15 protein-coding genes are annotated in these 17,871 nt (G+C 62.6%); 11 read left to right on the top strand and 4 right to left on the bottom strand.

The annotated features are described in order from the left end of the window. The first annotated feature begins 1,300 nt into the window (after positions 1–1,300). From F561_RS30145 to F561_RS0120790, 3 genes are read left to right on the top strand one after another with little or no spacing between them, the layout of a single operon-like run. Positions 1,301–1,489, top strand: a complete 189-nt coding sequence (locus F561_RS30145; RefSeq protein WP_245556605.1) for a UBP-type zinc finger domain-containing protein — start codon at positions 1,301–1,303, stop codon at positions 1,487–1,489. Then, a complete protein-coding gene (locus F561_RS0120795; RefSeq protein ID WP_019011899.1) occupies positions 1,486–2,865 on the top strand; it encodes a sensor histidine kinase in 1,380 nt (459 codons plus the stop codon). Before F561_RS30145 ends, F561_RS0120795 begins: the two co-directional genes overlap by 4 nt. Before the next feature lie 46 nt (positions 2,866–2,911). Next, positions 2,912–4,570, top strand: coding sequence for a response regulator (locus tag F561_RS0120790; protein WP_019011898.1), 1,659 nt, complete (start codon positions 2,912–2,914; stop codon positions 4,568–4,570). 553 nt (positions 4,571–5,123) lie between these two features. On the opposite strand, the gene F561_RS29190 is transcribed toward F561_RS0120790, so the two are convergent. Together F561_RS29190 and F561_RS27470 are read right to left on the bottom strand one after the other, a co-directional pair. Next, positions 5,124–5,537 (bottom strand): hypothetical protein, encoded by a 414-nt coding sequence (locus F561_RS29190; RefSeq protein ID WP_157452066.1) that lies wholly within the window; start codon positions 5,535–5,537, stop codon positions 5,124–5,126. Positions 5,538–5,970: 433 nt separating this feature from the next. Beyond that, positions 5,971–7,692: a TROVE domain-containing protein gene (locus F561_RS27470; protein ID WP_019011895.1), complete on the bottom strand. Its 1,722-nt coding sequence runs from the start codon at positions 7,690–7,692 to the stop codon at positions 5,971–5,973. A 472-nt stretch (positions 7,693–8,164) separates the two neighbouring features. Here F561_RS27470 and F561_RS0120770 point away from each other — a divergent pair, with 472 nt between their 5' ends. Then, positions 8,165–9,181 (top strand): MBL fold metallo-hydrolase, encoded by a 1,017-nt coding sequence (locus F561_RS0120770; protein WP_019011894.1) that lies wholly within the window; start codon positions 8,165–8,167, stop codon positions 9,179–9,181. A 757-nt stretch (positions 9,182–9,938) separates the two neighbouring features. Here the strand turns inward: F561_RS0120770 and F561_RS0120765 are convergent. Next, positions 9,939–10,916 (bottom strand): Gfo/Idh/MocA family protein, encoded by a 978-nt coding sequence (locus tag F561_RS0120765; protein WP_019011893.1) that lies wholly within the window; start codon positions 10,914–10,916, stop codon positions 9,939–9,941. A 303-nt stretch (positions 10,917–11,219) separates the two neighbouring features. Then, the gene (locus F561_RS0120755) at positions 11,220–12,101 is read right to left on the bottom strand and encodes a transposase (RefSeq protein ID WP_245556604.1); all 882 of its coding nucleotides are present in this window, start codon (positions 12,099–12,101) and stop codon (positions 11,220–11,222) included. Between F561_RS0120755 and F561_RS30135 the strand changes: the two genes are divergently transcribed. From F561_RS30135 to F561_RS0120730, 7 genes are all read left to right on the top strand, one after another. Further along, complete coding sequence (locus F561_RS30135; RefSeq protein WP_245556603.1) at positions 12,078–12,311, top strand: hypothetical protein; 234 nt, start codon at positions 12,078–12,080, stop codon at positions 12,309–12,311. The genes F561_RS0120755 and F561_RS30135 overlap by 24 nt on opposite strands. Positions 12,312–12,496: 185 nt before the next feature. Further along, positions 12,497–12,622, top strand: coding sequence for a hypothetical protein (locus F561_RS30375; protein ID WP_281166610.1), 126 nt, complete (start codon positions 12,497–12,499; stop codon positions 12,620–12,622). Positions 12,623–12,846: 224 nt separating this feature from the next. Continuing rightward, positions 12,847–13,233 carry a hypothetical protein gene (locus F561_RS27465; RefSeq protein ID WP_157452063.1) on the top strand — a complete coding sequence of 129 codons (387 nt, stop codon included), beginning with the start codon at positions 12,847–12,849 and terminating at the stop codon, positions 13,231–13,233. Between the two features lie 612 nt (positions 13,234–13,845). Beyond that, positions 13,846–14,976, top strand: a complete 1,131-nt coding sequence (gene menC, locus F561_RS0120745) for an o-succinylbenzoate synthase (RefSeq protein WP_019011890.1) — start codon at positions 13,846–13,848, stop codon at positions 14,974–14,976. 2 nt (positions 14,977–14,978) lie between these two features. Then, a complete protein-coding gene (locus F561_RS0120740; RefSeq protein WP_019011889.1) occupies positions 14,979–15,785 on the top strand; it encodes a hypothetical protein in 807 nt (268 codons plus the stop codon). Beyond that, positions 15,779–16,807, top strand: a complete 1,029-nt coding sequence (locus F561_RS0120735) for an ABC transporter permease (RefSeq protein ID WP_019011888.1) — start codon at positions 15,779–15,781, stop codon at positions 16,805–16,807. Before F561_RS0120740 ends, F561_RS0120735 begins: the two co-directional genes overlap by 7 nt. After that, positions 16,804–17,802: an ABC transporter permease gene (locus F561_RS0120730; protein WP_019011887.1), complete on the top strand. Its 999-nt coding sequence runs from the start codon at positions 16,804–16,806 to the stop codon at positions 17,800–17,802. The genes F561_RS0120735 and F561_RS0120730 overlap by 4 nt, the downstream gene beginning before the upstream one ends. Positions 17,803–17,871 lie beyond the last annotated feature (69 nt).

Below are 17,871 nucleotides of genomic sequence, written 5' to 3'. Positions count from 1 at the left end.
TGGCTCTGAGCGTATCGAGCGCGTGAAACAACGAAAAGAGCACCACGCCGCAGGGTGTGGAACCTGCGACATCAAGAGGCCCACGACCATCCAAGCCATCGTCAGAGCGTGTCGGCGGTCCCGCCATGGGGCTGACCGGAGCAGATCGAAGACCCGGCTGAATAGAATGACGGCGTCCCCATCGGTGCGTTGTTCTTGTGTCATCGCAGCTCAAGAATGCCCCGACGGGGGCATTCTCATCTGTTTTGTCAGTCCCTCAGGCCGAGGTGAAAGAATCAGAGCCTCAACACAGCATTTGGGCTGAAGTCATTGGCCCGGCACAGGAGGTCTCTCCTCTGAACGGCGTGACGCCTCTATAACCTGCCTCCGGGTGGCCCAGCACGCTTGAGCACCACCAGACTCGCCGACAGGTGGCTGAAGCCTTGGTCTGACTGGCGGCCTCTCCCAATGAGGCCGATCCCGCGGTCTGGTTGAAGGCGTGGTCCTTGAGATCCATCCACGGCTCTCAGCAACTCCAGCCCGTTGACTGCACCTCTCAGTCCCTGGCCCAAGCGATTCGGCAGCCCCGGCCCCTCCAGGCGTGATCCAGATGCCATGACCCTGGCACCACAGCGGCAGGTCACTCTCACGGCCCTCCTGCAGACCCAGCATGTTCTGGCGCGGGGTCATTTCACCGCAGGCCAGGGCTTCGAACGCATGGTCTGCCTCGTAGATGTGGCCTTGAGATCCACCTCGCTCTCCGGGTTGCAGGCCCTTCAACAGGAAGCGCAAGCCTGGCGTCCATCCCCCGGAGTCAGGCGGAGTGTTGATGCCCACGTTGATGGTCAGACCTCAGGATCAGACGGAGCTTTACCGGGTCGGTACCGTGGAAATGATCCGGATCGCTTCAATGGCGGTGGCCGTAGTCGTCCCGCCGTTTCTGGTCTGCACATGGGGACCATGAAGACGATGTTGGCTAGAATATTGCCGGTAAGGAGGGCCTTGTACACGTTCCAGCGCTGGGGATGATCGTCGCTGATGGGCCAATGTAACCCTCTCCGTTTGCCCTGTCTCTGTCCAATTGGACAGGCAGGTCCCCAACCAAATGGCCGGGGACAAGGCTGACAGGATCAGGGCAAACTGGCTGGATGGTTTGAGTCCGAGAGGTCGTTATGTTCCGCGGCCACATGACCGAGCGTGCCTGCATCCCATTAAATTGATCTCGTGCAAGCGAGGAGAATCCATAACCACCTGTAGTCACCGTTCCAGTCTCGTCATTTCAGCCCCAGCCGAGCCTGGGCCGTACAGCTGCAAAGCGTGTTTGGCCCTGGGCGACCCGTGGGTTCACCTGCGGATGTGCAGTACCTGCGGATACATCGGGTGTTGCGATTCCAGCAAGAACAAGCATGCCACCCAGCATCACCGGGCCTCGGGGCATCCACTGGCACGCTCGGTCGAACCTGGAGAAACGTGGGTGTGGTGCTATATCGACCGGGTGATGCTGGAATGAGGCCCGCCCCAGACGATCTGCGGCAGATCGAAGCGCTGAGCGATCTTACAGACACCGAACTGGAGTGGATCGCCAGCCACACCCAGGAGCAGCACTTCGCAGACGGTCAGGTGGTGGTTCAGGCGGGTGATCCGGCCAGCCACCTGTTCTTGCTCCTGGAAGGTCAGGTCGCTTATACCGGGGAGTTGGGGGGGCAGCCGATCCGGTACGTGACCCGTCAGGGAGAAGTGGCCGGGATGCTTCCTCATTCCCGGATGACCCATTTTGCCTCCACCGGGCGGGCGGTGGGCCGAACACGGGTAGGCCAGCTTCCCCAAACCGATTTCCCGGCTCTGGCTCAAGCTGTTCCGAGTCTGGATGCGCGGTTACTGGCCATCATGACCCGCCGAATTCGTGACGCCGCACATGCTGAAGAGCAGCGCGAACGCATGAGTGCGCTCGGTAAGCTCTCGGCTGGACTGGCCCATGAACTGAACAATCCGACTGCGGCCCTGCGGCGCGACGCCGCTGACTTACAGGACAAACTGGGCAGCGTCCCTGTTCTGTTGCAGGAACTGCTGTACTCCGGCATCAGCTCCACCCAGTTGCAGCAGGCAGAAACGACCATCGTGCTGGCAGCCCAGCGCACCGGGCCAGTGGGCACGATCGAGCAGGCCGACCTCGAAGATCAGCTTTTGGACCAGCTGGACGATTTGGGGGTGGAACGTCCGGAAGAGCGGGCCGCCACCCTGGTAGAAGCGGGCGTGCGGCCAGGCGATCTGGAGTGGCTTGAGCAGCAGAGGACACATGCCAGTACCCTGACGGCCTACCTGGAATTTCGTTTGGGCAGCCAGATGGCCCTGCGCAATATGACCGGAGCGGCGGGGCGGATCTCAGAACTGGTCGGATCGATCAAACGGTACTCGCACATGGACCGGGGCGGCGATCAGCAGCCAGTGGACGTGCGCACCGGCATCGACAGCACGCTGACGATGTTGGCGCACAAGCTCCGCAGCAAGAACATTCAGGTAGAACGCCTCTACCCGGACAGCTTGCCCAGCGTGATCGGCCATGAGGGTGAACTCAATCAGGTCTGGACGAATTTGATCGACAATGCTGTCGACGCTTTGGCGCAGGACGGGCGGCTGACGATCGGTGTGACCGTCCAGGCCGATCAGGTCGGGGTGTCCTTCCTCGACAACGGTGCAGGCATCCCCGCCGAAATTCAGGGCCGAATTTTCGAGCCGTTCTTTACCACCAAAGGCGTCGGAACAGGCACTGGCATGGGTCTTGATCTGGTGCAGCGGATCGTCATCCGGCAACATGGTGGACGTATTCAGGTGACCAGCCAGCCGGGCGAAACGGACATCCAGGTCTGGCTTCCAGCCGCTCCATAGCTGGTCTTGTCCCGCTCTTTTCCCACTTCTTTTGCAGAGAGGTCGTATGGATATTCAAACACCCAGCCCTGTGATTCTCGTCGTGGACGATGATCCTGAAGTTTTACGGGCAGTGACGCGCGACCTGCGCCGCCGATACGCCCAGGCCTACCGGATCCTGCGGGCTGAATCAGGCGAGCAGGCCCTGGCTGCCCTGGCCGAGTTGCAGGAACGCGGTGACGCCGTGGCACTGTTACTCAGCGACCAGAGGATGCCGCAACTCAATGGCGTCGAATTTCTGTCCAAAGCCGCCCTGCTCTTTCCCGAGGCCAAGCGGGCGCTGCTCACAGCCTATGCCGATACCGACGCCGCCATCAAAGCCATCAATGAATCCAGGGTGCACTATTACCTGACCAAACCGTGGGATCCACCCGAAGAAGAACTCTACCCGGTCATCGACGATCTGCTGGACGACTGGCGGGGAGAATACAAGCCGGGATACGGCGGGCTCAAAGTGGTGGGCGACCGCTGGTCTTCCGAGGCCCATGAACTGCGGGACTTTCTGGCCCGTAACGGCGCTCCGTACACCTTTTATGACTTGGACACCTCTCCAGAAGCGCACACCTTGAGGGGTGAGGCAGGAGGGGCGTTGCCCCTAGTGATCCTGCCAGGCGGCGAGCGACTGGAAGGGGCCACGGTGGCTGCCCTCGCTGCTCAATTGGGACTGGGCAGATCCGCTTCTCGTCCCTTTTATGATCTGGCGATTGTGGGTGCCGGTCCGGCTGGCCTGGCCGCCGCAGTGTACGGCGCTTCTGAGGGACTGACGACGGTACTGATTGAACGTGAAGCGCCTGGTGGTCAAGCCGGAACCAGCAGCCGGATCGAGAATTATCTGGGATTTCCTGCCGGGCTGTCCGGTGGAGACCTGGCCCGGCGAGGTGTGGCGCAGGCCGAGAAATTTGGCGTCGAACTGCTGACGCCCGTTACCGTGGAACGTCTGCGGGTGGAGGGTCAATACAAGTACCTGCAATTGGCCGTTGGAGCTGAAATCGGGTGTCACGCGCTGATTCTGGCCACCGGCGTCAGCTGGCAGAAACTGCCTGCAACGGGGGCCGACCGCTTTGCGGGGCGCGGAATCTATTACGGGGCCGCGCGCAGTGAAGCCGTGAACTGCCGGGGGGAGGAGGTGTACATCGTCGGCGCAGGCAATTCAGCGGGACAGGCGGCCATGTATTTCTCTCAGTACGCGGCCCGTGTGGTCATGCTGGTCCGGGGCGCACATCTGGAGGCCAAGATGTCGCAGTATCTGGTGGAGCAACTTCGCCGCACGCCAAGCATCGAGGTGCAGCTCCATGCAGAGGTTGTGGCGTGCCACGGACAGGAGCATTTGGAGAGCGTCACGGTGCTCGACCGGACAACCGGGGTGTCTCAGGAACGGCCCACCCAGTTCCTGTTCAGCTTTATCGGAGCTGCGCCGCAAACCGAATGGCTGGACGGCGTGGTGACCAAAGATCCACGTGGGTTTGTACTGGCCGGTGATGATCTGCCGGAGGAGACCCGCACTGCCTGGCCCCTTGCCCGTGCACCCTATCCTCTGGAGACCAGTGTACCGGGCATCTTTGCGGTCGGCGATCTGCGGGCATCCAGCGTCAAACGGGTCGCCAGTGCAGTCGGGGAAGGCAGCGTAACCGTGAGCTTCGTACACCAGCATTTGGCCAGTCTTTGATGCTCCAGGAGGGGTATTGCCACTCCAACAGCACAAGGACTGACGTGGTTCTGAGCGAACTGCGCAGCGTACGATCCTGGTTCCGCCTCTTTCCTGGCGTTGTTAACTCTCCAGATCAGTTCTGGTGCACACTGACGCGAGTTTGGCAAAGCGCTGACATACGCCGTGGAGGGCCAAAGACCACAGGGGAATTGGCCCTGTGCCCCTGTTCTGTCGTGCATGTTAGCCTCCTCAAAAGTGCCGTGATGGGCGGCTTGGACCGGTCCCAATAGACCGACTTGGAGGAGGCTGTCATGTTGGCCTTCCTTTTTGTTGTCTCGCCCTGATCCCCAGTGGAGTGTGTCATGACTGACCTTTCTGCACCTGACGGTACATACCGAGCCTGTCTCGCGCCTTGAACTTGCGCTGACCAACGATCCAGCCGCTTCCAGCAGGCGCGATCTCATGCTGAATATGGCGCGTATGCTAAGCTGGACTTTGACCATTGAAGACCATCAGGTGGCGTAGCAGGGTGCGTCTGTGAGACGGCGTGGACTGACCCCCTCCGACAGAGTCACAGCCCAAGACACTTCGCCCCAGTCAGCGGGTACGCTGATTGCATCGCGAAGGGGATTCCATGCCCGGATGAAATCACAGCCGCGACTTCAAATTTGAGGTGGTCAGCCAGATCAACAGCGGCCAGCACCTCACTGCCCAGCTCAACCGCCCCCACTCCCTGGCGCCGAGCCTGATTCATCGGTGGCGCAAAAAGGTCTAGGCGCGTGGGGAAGCCGCTTTTGCCGATGGTGCCACGACGGATCGCAGCGACGAACTTCGCATTGCCGAGCTGGAACGGTATTGCGGTCAGTTGGCTCTGGCCAATATCATTGTGCCTAAAAGTGACTTGCCTGCTGGCCCGATACTTTAGGTTCACTCCAGTCTGATGTGGCCGTACATCCTGAGCTTTGATGAAGTTATGGGAAACCATCCTGCGCAAAGGGCGTCCAGTCCTTCCGTCCTGTGGAACCAGAGTGCTGTGGCCCTAGCGTATGCAGGACTGGCGTTCATCTGCTGGGGCGCAGTTAAGAAATTCCAGCAAGACCGAATCTTCGGCCATGGAACTGGGCGTACGAACCGGAACTTTCAGGTCACGCCCACGTTCCGGTTGAGCTTGATCTGAGAATTCCCGAGGAGGCGGTGTTGCCTGAACCGGTCCCAAGAATGAGAGGGCGGAGGAGGGATGGGAAGAAGGGTTCCATACATTCCCATTGTTCATGCGTGATTTCTTCGCCCCACAGCAGAAAAAGAAACTCTTTCTCCAGTGGTTTCAACCTTGGTATATACGTCCTGGTGCGCCTGTCATGATCCACCAGCGGACGTGGCAGGATCTTCCTGACTCCACTCGGCCAAGTCATCAGAGCTTATGGCAGGTGCCCCAGAATCACCTTGATGGGGTCTGGCTGCTCCAGGGCTGCCATCCAGTCCAGCACGCGGTCACTGAATCCGCCCACACTGATCAGACGCGGATGCCCGCCCACAAAGCTGGGGCTGTACCCGGCCAGATTGATCACGTACGCCTGCCGCTGCGAATCCGCATCCAAATACCGCTTCAGTCTGCCCCAGGCCGCATCGGCCACCTGCTCGTCGGTCAGAACAATTACGCGGTCAAAGTGCGCCGTTAACGCCTCCTCAAACGCAGGCAGGAGATACGTGCCTCCACCGACCTCATGCTCTGTCCTGTGAATCCGCTGGGCCGCCTGGAGTGCACTCGGTACATCCTTCAAGTTCACCTGTTTGAACCAACTCCCGAAAGCATAGACCTGGCAGCCCGCCTGTCGGCCCAGCAGTCCACCCAGGGTGCAGGCGGCCTCCATCCGGGAAATGGTGCCCTTGTCTGAAACCAGAGCGTACATTGAGCCGCTCAGATCGACAAAGACCGCGGTTCGGCCCGGCAGATTCTTCAGCCGTTCTGCCGAGCACTCCATGGCCGCCTCCACTGCCGAGAGCAGCACAGGCGGGACATGGCGCACCGGGTTCGTGGCGAAGCCGGCAAAGGGAAAGTGTCCAGTTCTGATCCACTGCCAACCAATCTGAACAAATTTGGAGTGCTGAACACGAATACTGCGCTGCGTGGGTTGCGGCTCCGGCACCTGAACCCCGAGGTGCTGCAGGGCCATCTCCATCGCGTTGTACCCCCGGGCCGGCAGGGTGACCCGTTTGCGTTCCCAGTAAGCCACCACCTGCCAGCGGGGAAGCTTGGTTTTTCCCCACACGACCTTGGGACGCAGCAAGGCGTTGTAGGCACTGTAGAACCGGAAGGGCAACTGCCGGCTGGCGGCCACCTCTTCCGGATCGGCGAGCCGCTTGGCCGCCGCCTGAAGAACATCGTCTCCCACGTTCAGGGTGACCAGCGTGCGCAGGTTGCGCAGCAGGGCCATATAGCCCATCGTGGGCACCACCCCAGCCCAGGTCAGGGAGGTGCTGCCTTCACGGGAGATGACCTGTTCCCAACTGACGGTCTGCGTGCCCTGCCGCACGGCCCGCATCAGGGGCAGCTGCGCCTGTTCTGCTTCGGTCAGGGCTTTCCAGCCCTGGGTCAGACTCCGGAAGAGCGCGGCCTGACGTTCATCTTTCGGTCTGGCATGCGTGATCCGCAGGGCGTCGCGTTGGCTGTAGGCTTTTCCCTGACCCCGGCCCGCATAGCGCAGGGCCTGACGTTCGGTCAGGGCATTGAGCCGCTCGGCCACGGCCCTCAGAAACCGTTTGGGGAATTTCCCCTGGGCTTTCAGGTAAGCCAGGGCGTCCAGATGCTCGTCTCCCCGAATCCAGATGGCCCGGGCCGCCTCCTCCGCTTCAGGCAGCGCCAGCAAAAAGGCTTCACACACCAGCATGGTGGGGGTCATGCGCAGCATCAATTGATGCCGGGCGTAGATCGCCAGTGCGGCGATAAAGTGTCCGCCTCCCGGCTCAGCGGCAACGGCTTGAACCAGTTGCCGAGACTGGGTGGTCATGTCGGCCTGACGCTCGTAGAAGCTGTCTCCACGGAACAATTGATTGGCGACCAGCAGGTACAGTTCTTCGCGAACTGGGCGCTGGAACGCAGGGGCACCTTCATAGGTGCGCAGGGCAAGGAGACCCGTCATCGATCCTCCAGAAAGCACGCGAGCAAGCAAAAGCCCGGCCATTGCGTCTCAGAGGCAAGAAGAACCGGGCAAACAGGGTGGAGGAAGGTTCAGGGGAAAATGGTCACGGGTGAGAGGGAAGGCACCAGGGTGCCTCCGACAGGTGGATCCCTCAGGGCCGCGCCGAGGGAGCACCTGCAATCTTCGGAGGGGAAGGAACCGTGATCCGCGCCGCCTGAACGAACAGAACTTAGCGTGCGGCTGAACCGCTGAACATCGGCCAACTGGCCTAAGTCGCTGGATCAGACAAAATTCCTGGTCGCCCAATGGGAGGTTGATGCCAACTTGGGTCATCCACGTGGCCAGCGCTAGGGACGCCCCCTCTTCAGCCATATGCGCTTTAGGAATGAGGCAGGACTGCAGCGTGAGTTCAATATCGAACGCGGCGCGGCGCAGTGGAGTTGAGCCGGCCAGACGCTTTACAGTGCAGCCCATGACTGTTCTCCCCGCTGTGGCCCGCCACCTCACTGCCGCCGGCACGCGGGTCTACACCGTGCCCCTGCGGGCCTTTCCCCATTTTCAGGCCAACGCTTTTCTGGTGGTTCAGGGCGAGCTGGCAGCGCCCAGCTACGCGGCCCTGGTCGACATGGGCAGCGCGCACGAGGACAGCCTGAGCGACCTGCAAGTGGGTCTGGCCCACCTCCGCTCTGAATACGGCGAGGCGTGGTCCTGGGACACCCTGAATCGGCTGATCGTGACTCACCCTCACCCCGACCATGTGGGCGGGCTGCCCGCCGTGAGGGCGCTGACCCCCGCCCCGGTCGCGGCCCACATTTGGGCAGTGCCGGCCCTGGAGCAGCCCGAGTCGCGCGGCGCGGCGTGGCAGGTGCAGGTCGAGGGCCACCTGCGCTGGGCGGGCATTCCCACGGAGAGCAGTTACGCCGAGCGTCTGCGCCGCCGCGCCCACCACCTCATGTTGCCCAGCCCCGTGGCGGTCCAGACGCCCCTGCAAGACGGCGACGTGCTGGACGGTGTCTTTCAGGTCATTCATACTCCCGGCCACGACGGTGCGCAGGTGTGCCTGCGGGTGGACGACCTGTTGCTCAGCGCCGATCACCTGCTGCCACACAACTCACCGCCCCTGATGCCGGAGCGCTCTCAGCGGGGAGCGGGGTTGGGGAACTACCTGGCTTCGCTGGACCGCATCGAAGCGCTGGACGGCGTGGAGGTCGCGCTGGGCGGTCACGGCGGCCCCATGTCCGACTGGCGCGAGCGCATCCGCGACTTGCGGGCGCGGTATGGGGACAAGCTGGCGGCCGTGCAGGCGGCGGCCCAGCAGCCGGTGACCATTCACGATCTGCTGCTCATGCTGTATCCGGACCTTCGCCCCGTCCAGGCCATCTTGCTGCTGGATCAGACAGCGGCGCTGGCCAAGTATTTGGGGCAGACCGGGGGACTGAAGGAAACGCAGCGGGCAGACGGCGCCGCCCTGTTTCAGACCCAGTCGTGAAGCTGCGGGGGTCTCACCGTGCAGGCCGACTTGGCTGCCGATTGAACCGGCACTGGCAGGTGTGACCGCGCAGAGACAGAGCCGTACTGCGGCAAGTGGCGGGTCTGGCCTGCGCTGTTCTGAGGACGAGCACAGCCTCGTGCTCAACGTTTGTCTGCGCAGACACCAAGACACTGAAGCTGCGAAGACCTTCCTGACCAGTCTCCTGGTTGAATATGACGTCCCAGAGGTAATTCTTACCGGGGCATCTCCACAGTTAAGGAGCTGCCATCAGAGAGATTCCGAACTTGGTCAACGTCGATCATCAGCAGGTGATTTCCACGGCACGTTGCAACAATATCGTCGAGCGATCTCACTGTCTTACACAACGTCAAGAACGAAAACCACGAGGCTTTAAACGGCGAAAACGAGCGCAGGAGGCTTCTAAGTACGTCGTAGTTAACCCAGCCGCTTTACCCCAAACTGCGGGATAAAGCTCCATTCCCACTACGACGTACTTTCTTCGATACTCGCTTCGCTCGGTTAATCTATAGATTAACTTCGACCTACTTAACTTCCCTGCCCGGACCTCTGAACATCCAGCACCCAAAGAAGCAACCAGAGACAAGCGTTCCAGAACATGGTCAGCTTCAGGCAATCCCACCCTTTCAGGACGAGTTGATGATCTTGCGGCGTAGTTATTGTTGCGTGGCCCCGCAAGGTCTCCTCAAGGCGGTCTGGCCTCGCCACTTCTCAGACGGCCACGCCTTGTGCTGCGTTACAATTCTACCCGTCGGCCCTCCCGCGCTGATTGCAGAAGAGCATCCAGCACCCTGGCCTGCTGCACCGCGTCTTCAGGCGGGTACAGTGCCGCTTCCTCATCCCGGGCCACCCGCTGAAAATGGGCGGCCATCAGCGCGTAGCCGTTGCCGGGGTCGATGATCTGCCGCTGACCGTCGCGGGTCAGGATGAACTCAGGCTCATCGCTGAAGAACGCCCGGTCCAGTTCCATCACCCCGCCCGTCCCCAGCACTTGCGAGCGGCCAATCCGGCCTCCGGACAGCCAGTCAAAGCCGCAATCGATACTGGCCAGCGCCCCACTGCCGACATGGCTGTAATCCAGTACGGCAGACATGGACACGTCCACACCGTCTGGCGTCCAGCGCGCCTGAGCGGTGACGGCCAGGGGTTCACCCAGCAGCATCCGGGCCTCGTTGACTGGATAACAGCCGATGTCGTACAGCGCGCCGCCCCCCAGACCGGGTTGCAGGCGAATATCCTCGGCATTCCGCACGGTGAAGCCGAAGGCCCCCCGGTAGGCCCGGACCTCGCCGAGATCACCGCCGCGAACCGCCTCCAGCAGGGCGCGGTGCTGCGGCGTGAAGCGGTAGGCGAAGCCTTCCAGCAAGGTCCGCCCGCTGGCCCCAGCCACATCGGCCAGCTCGCGCGCCTCCTGGGCATTCAGGGTCAGCGGTTTCTCGGTCAGCACATGCTTGCCTGCCTGAAGGCTGGCGGTACTCCAGGGCAGGTGCAGGGCATTGGGCAGCGCAATGTAAACCGCGTCTAGATCGGCGTCGATGACGTTCTGGTAACTGCCAGTGGCGGGGATCTCCCAGTCACTGGCAAAGGTTTGCACGCGGGCCGACTGTGGCTCCCGTGCGCCGAGCATCGTTACCTCGCCTCCAGCGGCCCGAATGGCTGGAATGAAGGCCCGAGCGATGCGGGCCGCGCCAAGAATGCCCCAGTGAAAGGTCATACCCTTACCATAGCGCCCTGAGCAACGCAGGCTGTTCGGCCCGCTCTGCTCAACCCTCCGCACTGAGGTTCCCCCTATCTTCAGTCTAGGTGCACTTCAAATCTCATCTGACAGGTTGCGGCAGGTCGGGTTGGCAGGGTAGAGGCCTGCGGTGACGAACGTTTCCGAATAGGCGTTGTCGGTGGCCTGTCTGAATCCCCTGCGTTTTCTGCGCCGCCCGGACAGCACCCAAGAGCAATCCAGCTTCTCTGATGGTGACTGAGTGCCCTGCCAGGGTGATTGCCTTCAGTGGCAGGCTGCACCTCAGTACCCGACAGTTTCTGGAGAGGTCGTGTGGGACACCATCAACAGGTCGATCAAGCCGCAGAGGCGTACTGACTCTCGGCTGAACGACCGCACCAGTTCCCGTAAGCCCATCTTCACCACGCTCCATGCCCGGCGACCATGTGCTTTCTTCGGGCATTCCAGAGTGACCCCTACCAGCACACACCACGTGTAGGTCAGCGTTAACAGGCACAGCAGGCGCTCCACGTGATCGTGGAGCGTCATGTGGGTCCCCTCCAGTTGGAAGCCCTTGCTTTTCAGTGCCCTGAAGAGACACTCGATCAGGAACCTCCGCCGGTAACGGGACTGGTTCGTGGTCACCGTCCCTGCGTTACTGGCGATGATCAGGGCCTCACCATCCTGCGTATAGGTCAAGACGACGTTCATCGGTTGCCCGTAGACCACCGTGTCTTCGACCAGCAGACCGGCAGTGCCGGTCTGCAAGCGACTCAACCAGTCCTGTGCCGTCCAGTCGTCCAGGAGCGTGTCGCTCCTCAGTCGCACGCAGATGGGAATCCCACGATGGGCCAGGCCCTGAATCCAGTCGTAGCCGATAAATTCGCGATCGGCATACAGGACCCGGATGTCCGCTGCGGAGAGCAGGCAGAGGGCATCGTCCATGAGGGTGTGCCGGATCTCCGTATTGCTGCCGCCCCCGTGGGGCAGCAACTCGTAGAGCAGGGGGATGGCGACGCCCCGCCAGATGACGGCCAGCAGCAGGACGTTCACGTCCGTCTGTCCGTACTTCCAGTTCGTCCGGTCAAGGATGAATTCGCGTGGGTGCGCGGAAGGAAGGAGTGTCAGGACGACCCGGGCGACGTCGGCCGGTTGGAGGGGGTGACGGTCAAAGAAGCGTTCCACACGTCGGATGACGGAGGCGGTCTGCGCACTTCCGGGGAAGCGCGCCGCGAGTTCCGCATGCCGGACGTCCTTGCCCTTGAGAAGCGCGAGAACCATGAGGGAAAGCAACTCAACCTGATTCTTGCGGAACTCTGGGAAGTGCGCGGTGAAGCAGCGGGTCAGCTTGGCCAGGACGTCGGGGGACGCGTCCTGTTGTCGCGCATCAGCTGAACTTTTTCAAGCCCCATGGGAAACTGTCGGGTACTGAGAGGCTGCACGCCGGAAGTGCTCTGTGGCAAGACCAATCGGATCAGGTTGCGGGAACATGACGTCGAGGCCATGGACGGACGCCATCAGGACGTGGAAGAACGCCCCACAACCTCCGAGGAGACCCTGGGGTTGCGGATGAAGTGTGGGTGCACACCCAGGCGAACGTGCGCTACTTCCCCGAGCTGCATCTGGCCAGGTGGTTCGCCCAGACCCACCCGGTTCCGGTCTACGCCTTTCCCAAGACCGGGGTAAAGCCCCTGCTGAATGCCTAGCAGCACCTGGTGGATCAACATCGGGTCGATACCATGATCTTGATTGATGGGGGCACCAACAGCCTGATGCGGGGCGATGAAGCCAGTCTGGGCACCCCCAGAGAGGACGCTGTGAGCTTGGCTGCCGTGGAGCAGTTTAGGGCGTATCACAGAAATTGCTGATCTGTCTGGGGTTTGGAGTTGACACCTTTCACGGGGTCGCCCACGCCCAATATCTGGAGGCAGTGGCGGCCTTAACCCGTAGCGGCGCGTCTCTAGGCCCCTGGAGCCTGACGCCCTACCTGTCTGAAGCGCAGCGGTATCGGGAGACCTTGCCCTGTGTCCATGAGCGGACGCCGGATCTGCCCAGTATCGTCTCGTCATCCATTCTGGATGCGGTGGAGGGTCAGTTTGGGGATGACCAGTCCACATCCGGCACCCAGAGATCGACCCTGTTCATCAACCCGCTGATGGCCTTGTATTGGGCGTTCAATGCTGTCGGTGTCGCACAGCGGAACCTGTACCTGGATCGCCTGCAGGAGACGGAAACCTTCGCGGAAGTGAGCCAGGTGAGCGCCGCCTTTCGGGAGGAGTGGCCTGAACTCAAATCTTGGGAGAGTATTCCCCTCTGAGCCGCTGTTGGGGGAAGAAAAGTACGGGCTTGAAAGCGCCAGTCACCCCTTGGCCGACACACCCTGGCAGGAGGGCATGCCGAGAATGTCGGCCTGTTGATCGGCGATGAGCAGAACCCGGCCCGTGAGCTGTTCTTCGGCGACGAGCCATTCTTTGTGAACTCAGTCACCTGCACCTGAGCCGCAGGACAGTCAGCTCAAGCGACGCCTGCGGGCCGTGCTCAAATCGTTTGTATCTGAAGAAACTCCCGGGCACCCGAATACATGGTCGCGCTCATGCTGGTCTGCGGCGCAGTGAACTCAAGGGGTTCAGGGCGCAGCGCAGGGACCAGGCCGTAAGTGCGCCTCCGCAGTACAGGCCGGTGCGCGGCGCTCAAGGCATCGGAGATTCCTCATCCAACCGCGCTGCTTTGATCTGCTCTTGCAAATTATATTGCAGATCACTAAGATCTTGTAAAATCAAATGCAAACACAGTTTCAGTCCTGATCCGTCTCACGTCCGGTTGCCTTTCATGACCGGTCAACAAGGAGCTTTCATGCTGTCAGGTCTCCGTTCCCGGGATGTTCCAGCCACCGCCATCACCTCCGGCATCTGTATCCCTGGAGCCTGCCGTGCAGCTTGAACGTGCCGAACTGCGGGTCGTCTCGCTGCCGTTGCTGAAGCCCTTCAGGACCTCCTTCGGCGTGATGACCGACAAGAATTTCATCCTGCTGCGCCTGTTCGGCGGCGGCCTGGAAGGCGTGGCCGAAGGCGTCATGGACCTGCGTCCGGACTTCCGCGAAGAAACCATCAGCGGCGCACTGGCCCTGCTTCAAGAAACGGTGCTGCCCGCAGTCCTGGGCCGGGATTGGCGCAACCCCGAACATCTGATGGGCCGCCTCTCGGGGGTTCGGGGCAACCGCATGGCGCTGGCGACCGTGGAAATGGCCTTCTGGGATCTGTGGGCCAGAAGTCTTGGTCAGCCGCTGTCGGCGGTGCTGGGCGGTGTGCGCGACGCTGTCCCCGTGGGCGTCTCGCTCGGCATTCAATCTTCGGTGGACGCCACCGTGGACAGCGCCGTACAGCATGCCGAGCAGGGCTACAGGCGCATCAAGCTCAAGATTCAGCCCGGCTGGGACGTGGACGTGGTGCGGGCTGTCAAGGCAGCCTTACCCGGAACGCCCGTCACGGTGGACGCCAACGCCGCGTACTCGCTGGCACACCTGAACACCCTGCGCGAACTTGACACCCTGGGGCTGGACTACATGGAGCAGCCGCTCGCCTGGAACGACATGCGCGACCACGCCAAGTTGCAGGCGCTGATGAACACGCCGCTGTGTCTCGACGAATGCATCACCACGGCGCAGGACGCCCGCAAAGCGCTGGAAACGGCGGCCTGCCGACTGGTCAACATCAAGGTGGGCCGGGTGGGCGGCCACCTGGAAGCCCGGCGGGTGCACGATGTGGCCGCCTCGTTCAGCGCCCCGGTGTGGTGCGGAGGCATGCTGGAAAGTGGCGTGGGCCGGGCGCACAACATCCATCTGGCGACGCTGGAGAATTTCACGAAGCCGGGGGACACGAGCAGTTCCTCACGCTACTGGGCGCGAGACCTGATTCACGAGCCGCTGGAGACGTCAGGCGGCATGATGTCTGTTCCGGCCGGACACGGGATCGGCGTCACACTGGACTTGCCCTTCTTGGACACCATCACGCAGCGGAAAATCGAGGTGGGCCCGCTGAGACAGGCCGTGGCAGGACGCTGACGGTGATCTCGCCTGCCGCACCAGTCTTTCCCCGCAGTCCCCTGACGGTGCGTGAGCTGCGCGGCCCGCAGGAACTGGCCGCGACGGTGCCGCTGGCCCACGCCATCTGGGGCCAGACAGACAGGCCCGAGGACACGGTGATGTTGCGCGTCATTCAGCATGTGGGCGGGCTGGTGGCCGGCGCTGTGGACCCCGAGGGACAGGTCTGGGCTTACCTGGAAGCCCTGCCGACCTCAGAGGTCGGTGTCCAGCACTCGCACCGTATGGGCGTCCATCCGGCCTACCGCCAGCAGCATCTGGGCGAGCGCCTCAAGCACTTTCAGCGCGGGTGGTGCCTGGAGCGCGGCATCACCCGCGTTCACTGGACGTTTGATCCCCTGTTGCCGGTCAATGCGCATCTCAACATTCACCGGCTGGGCGCGACCGTTCGGACCTATCTGCCCGATCAGTACGGTGACATGAAGAACATCAGCGCGGGCGCGGCCTCGGACCGTCTGGAGGCCGAGTGGACCCTGGACAGCCCACGCGTGACGGCGCATCTGTCCGGACACGTGGCGGAGGCGTGGCCCGCCGGAGAGGTCGTTCATCCGCTCCACGAAGATCTGCCGGACAAGTTGCCCGGCACGCTGGCCATGCACCTCCCGGCACAGGACTATTACGCTCTGCTGCAGGATGACCGCGCCCTGGCCGTGGAATGGCGGCAGCGCACGCGGCCCATGTTCATGCGGCTGTTTGGCGAGGGATTCGTGCTGGTGGACGTGAATCTGGCCCGCCGCCAGTACCTCTTTCAGAGAGAACCGTCATGCTGAGTTTCGTCCTGCGCCGCCTGCTGGCCCTGCCGCTGATCCTGCTGGCGGTGACGTTCCTGATTGTGCTGGTGATGCAGCTGATCCCCGTCGAGCAACGCGCCGTGGCCTACACCACCGATCTGGCACAGCTGGGACGCATCCCGGAAATCATCAAGACCAACCACCTGGATGCCGGCGTGTTCGAGCAGTACTGGCGGTGGTTGGGGCTGGCGCTGGGCGGCAACCTGGGATTCTCGCGCACCAGTGGGCAACTGGTCCTGCAAACCCTGCAGGCCCGCTTTCCGGCCACGCTGGAGCTGACGCTGTTCACACTCCTGCCGCTGATCAGCCTGAGCGTCTGGCTGGGTTCGAAAGCGGCTGTCCACCGAGGTCAGGCGGTCGACGCGGTGATTCGCGTTCTGGCCGTGATCAGTTACAGCACCCCCAGTTTTGTGCTGGGCGTGTGGCTGCTGGTCATCTTTTACGGCGTGCTGAACCTCCTCCCCGGCACGGGCAACCTCAGCAACGACAGCGCCATCTACTTTTTGACGGGCGAGATCCGGCGCGTGACCGGGCTGACCACCATCGACGCTTTGCTGTCTGGCCGCCTCGACGTCTTCTGGGACGCGCTCAAGCACCTGATCATGCCCGTGTTCACGCTGATGGTGGTGGGCAGCGCTGGACTGATCAAGGGGACGCGGACCAGCATGCTTGAGGCCCTGAACAGCGATTACATCCGCACGGCCCGCGCCAAGGGCGTCACCGAGGGGGTGATCGTCCGCAAGCACGCACGGCGCAACGCCATGCTGACGGTCATCACGCTGGCGGGCCTGAGCGTGTCCGGACTGCTTCAGGGGGCAGTGATCGCCGAGACGCTGTTCGGGTACCCCGGTGTGGGTGCGTGGGCGGCGCAGGCTGCGGCACTGGGCGACCTGCCCGGAGTGCTCGGCTTCGCGCTGCTGGCGGCAACGGTCGTGGTGTTGATCAATCTGGCGATCGACCTGGCCTACACGGTCATCGATCCCCGCGTGAGGTACGCATGACGGTCGCCGAGCGGCTCAAGGTCCGCCCGGTCAACGTGAAGGCGAGGGGCAGCTTCTGGGGCAGGCTGTTTCGCCACAACCGCCTGGCCCGTGTCGGGGCCGTGCTGGTCAGTCTCTTCATCCTGGTGGCGCTCCTGGCTCCCGTGCTGGCACCGCCGCAGGGCAACTGCCGCCGGGCACTGGGCATGACGGAAATGCAGACGATTCCTGGCCCGCTGGCCTATCTGCGCGAGGTGGTGGCCACTCCCGACGCGTGTCTCCAGATGCCCCGCGTGGGTTTTGCGGCCCAGCCCAATCCGCCCGCCGCAGACGCGCCACTGGGACGTGTCAACGGCTACGACATCCGCTACGGCCTGGTGTGGGGAACGCGCACCGCCTTCTTTCTTGGCCTGACCGTCCTGGCGATCACCGTCACCGTCGGCTCGCTGGTGGGACTGGCCGCCGGATTCCTGGGCGGCGTGACCGACAACCTGCTCATGCGCCTGACCGACGTCATCTTCGCCTTTCCGGCGCTGGTGCTGATCCTGGTGCTGGTGGCCGCACTCGGGCCGGGGCTGCTGAACATCATCATCGCCCTGAGCCTGGTGTCTTGGGCCGGACTGGCGCGTGTGGTCCGCTCGGAGGTCCTGCGGCTGCGCGAGCTGGAGTTCGCGGCGGCGGCGCAGAGTCTGGGAGCCAGCCGGGTACGCATCGCCCTGCGCCATGTGCTGCCCAATGCCATCGGGCCGCTCCTGACCATCGTGGTGCTGGAAATGGGGAGCCTCCCGATCGTGGCCGGATCGCTGTCCTTCCTGGGGCTGGGAACGCCGCTGGGCTACGCCGACTGGGGGCAGTTGATCGCTCTGGCCCAGAAATGGATTCAGGGACCACCCGGCCAGCCCTTCGCGTACTGGTACGTCACCCTCTTTCCTGGCCTGTGCATCTTTGCCTACAGCCTGGGGTGGAGCCTGCTGGGTGACAGCCTGGCCGAGGCCCTGGATCCCCGGAACCGCTGATGCCGCCTGATCCTTTTCCCTAATGTCGACCGCCCTGTTCCGCGTGCCACCTGCCCTGTCCCGTCTCTG

This window comes from Deinococcus aquatilis DSM 23025 (assembly GCF_000378445.1).
GTDB lineage: Bacteria > Deinococcota > Deinococci > Deinococcales > Deinococcaceae > Deinococcus > Deinococcus aquatilis.
The sequence above is the reverse complement of the archived record's forward strand: the minus strand, read 5'-3'. Positions and strand labels throughout refer to the sequence as shown.

What these genes read in the sequence shown, in the direction of transcription:
- F561_RS0120795 (WP_019011899.1), top strand. Translation starts at nt 1,486, where the DNA reads ATGAGGCCCGCCCCAGACGATCTGCGGCAGATCGAAGCGCTGAGCGAT.
- F561_RS0120790 (WP_019011898.1), top strand. Translation starts at nt 2,912, where the DNA reads ATGGATATTCAAACACCCAGCCCTGTGATTCTCGTCGTGGACGATGAT.
- F561_RS29190 (WP_157452066.1), bottom strand. Translation starts at nt 5,537, where the DNA reads ATGGTTTCCCATAACTTCATCAAAGCTCAGGATGTACGGCCACATCAG.
- F561_RS27470 (WP_019011895.1), bottom strand. Translation starts at nt 7,692, where the DNA reads ATGACGGGTCTCCTTGCCCTGCGCACCTATGAAGGTGCCCCTGCGTTC.
- F561_RS0120770 (WP_019011894.1), top strand. Translation starts at nt 8,165, where the DNA reads ATGACTGTTCTCCCCGCTGTGGCCCGCCACCTCACTGCCGCCGGCACG.
- F561_RS0120765 (WP_019011893.1), bottom strand. Translation starts at nt 10,916, where the DNA reads ATGACCTTTCACTGGGGCATTCTTGGCGCGGCCCGCATCGCTCGGGCC.
- F561_RS0120735 (WP_019011888.1), top strand. Translation starts at nt 15,779, where the DNA reads ATGCTGAGTTTCGTCCTGCGCCGCCTGCTGGCCCTGCCGCTGATCCTG.
- F561_RS0120730 (WP_019011887.1), top strand. Translation starts at nt 16,804, where the DNA reads ATGACGGTCGCCGAGCGGCTCAAGGTCCGCCCGGTCAACGTGAAGGCG.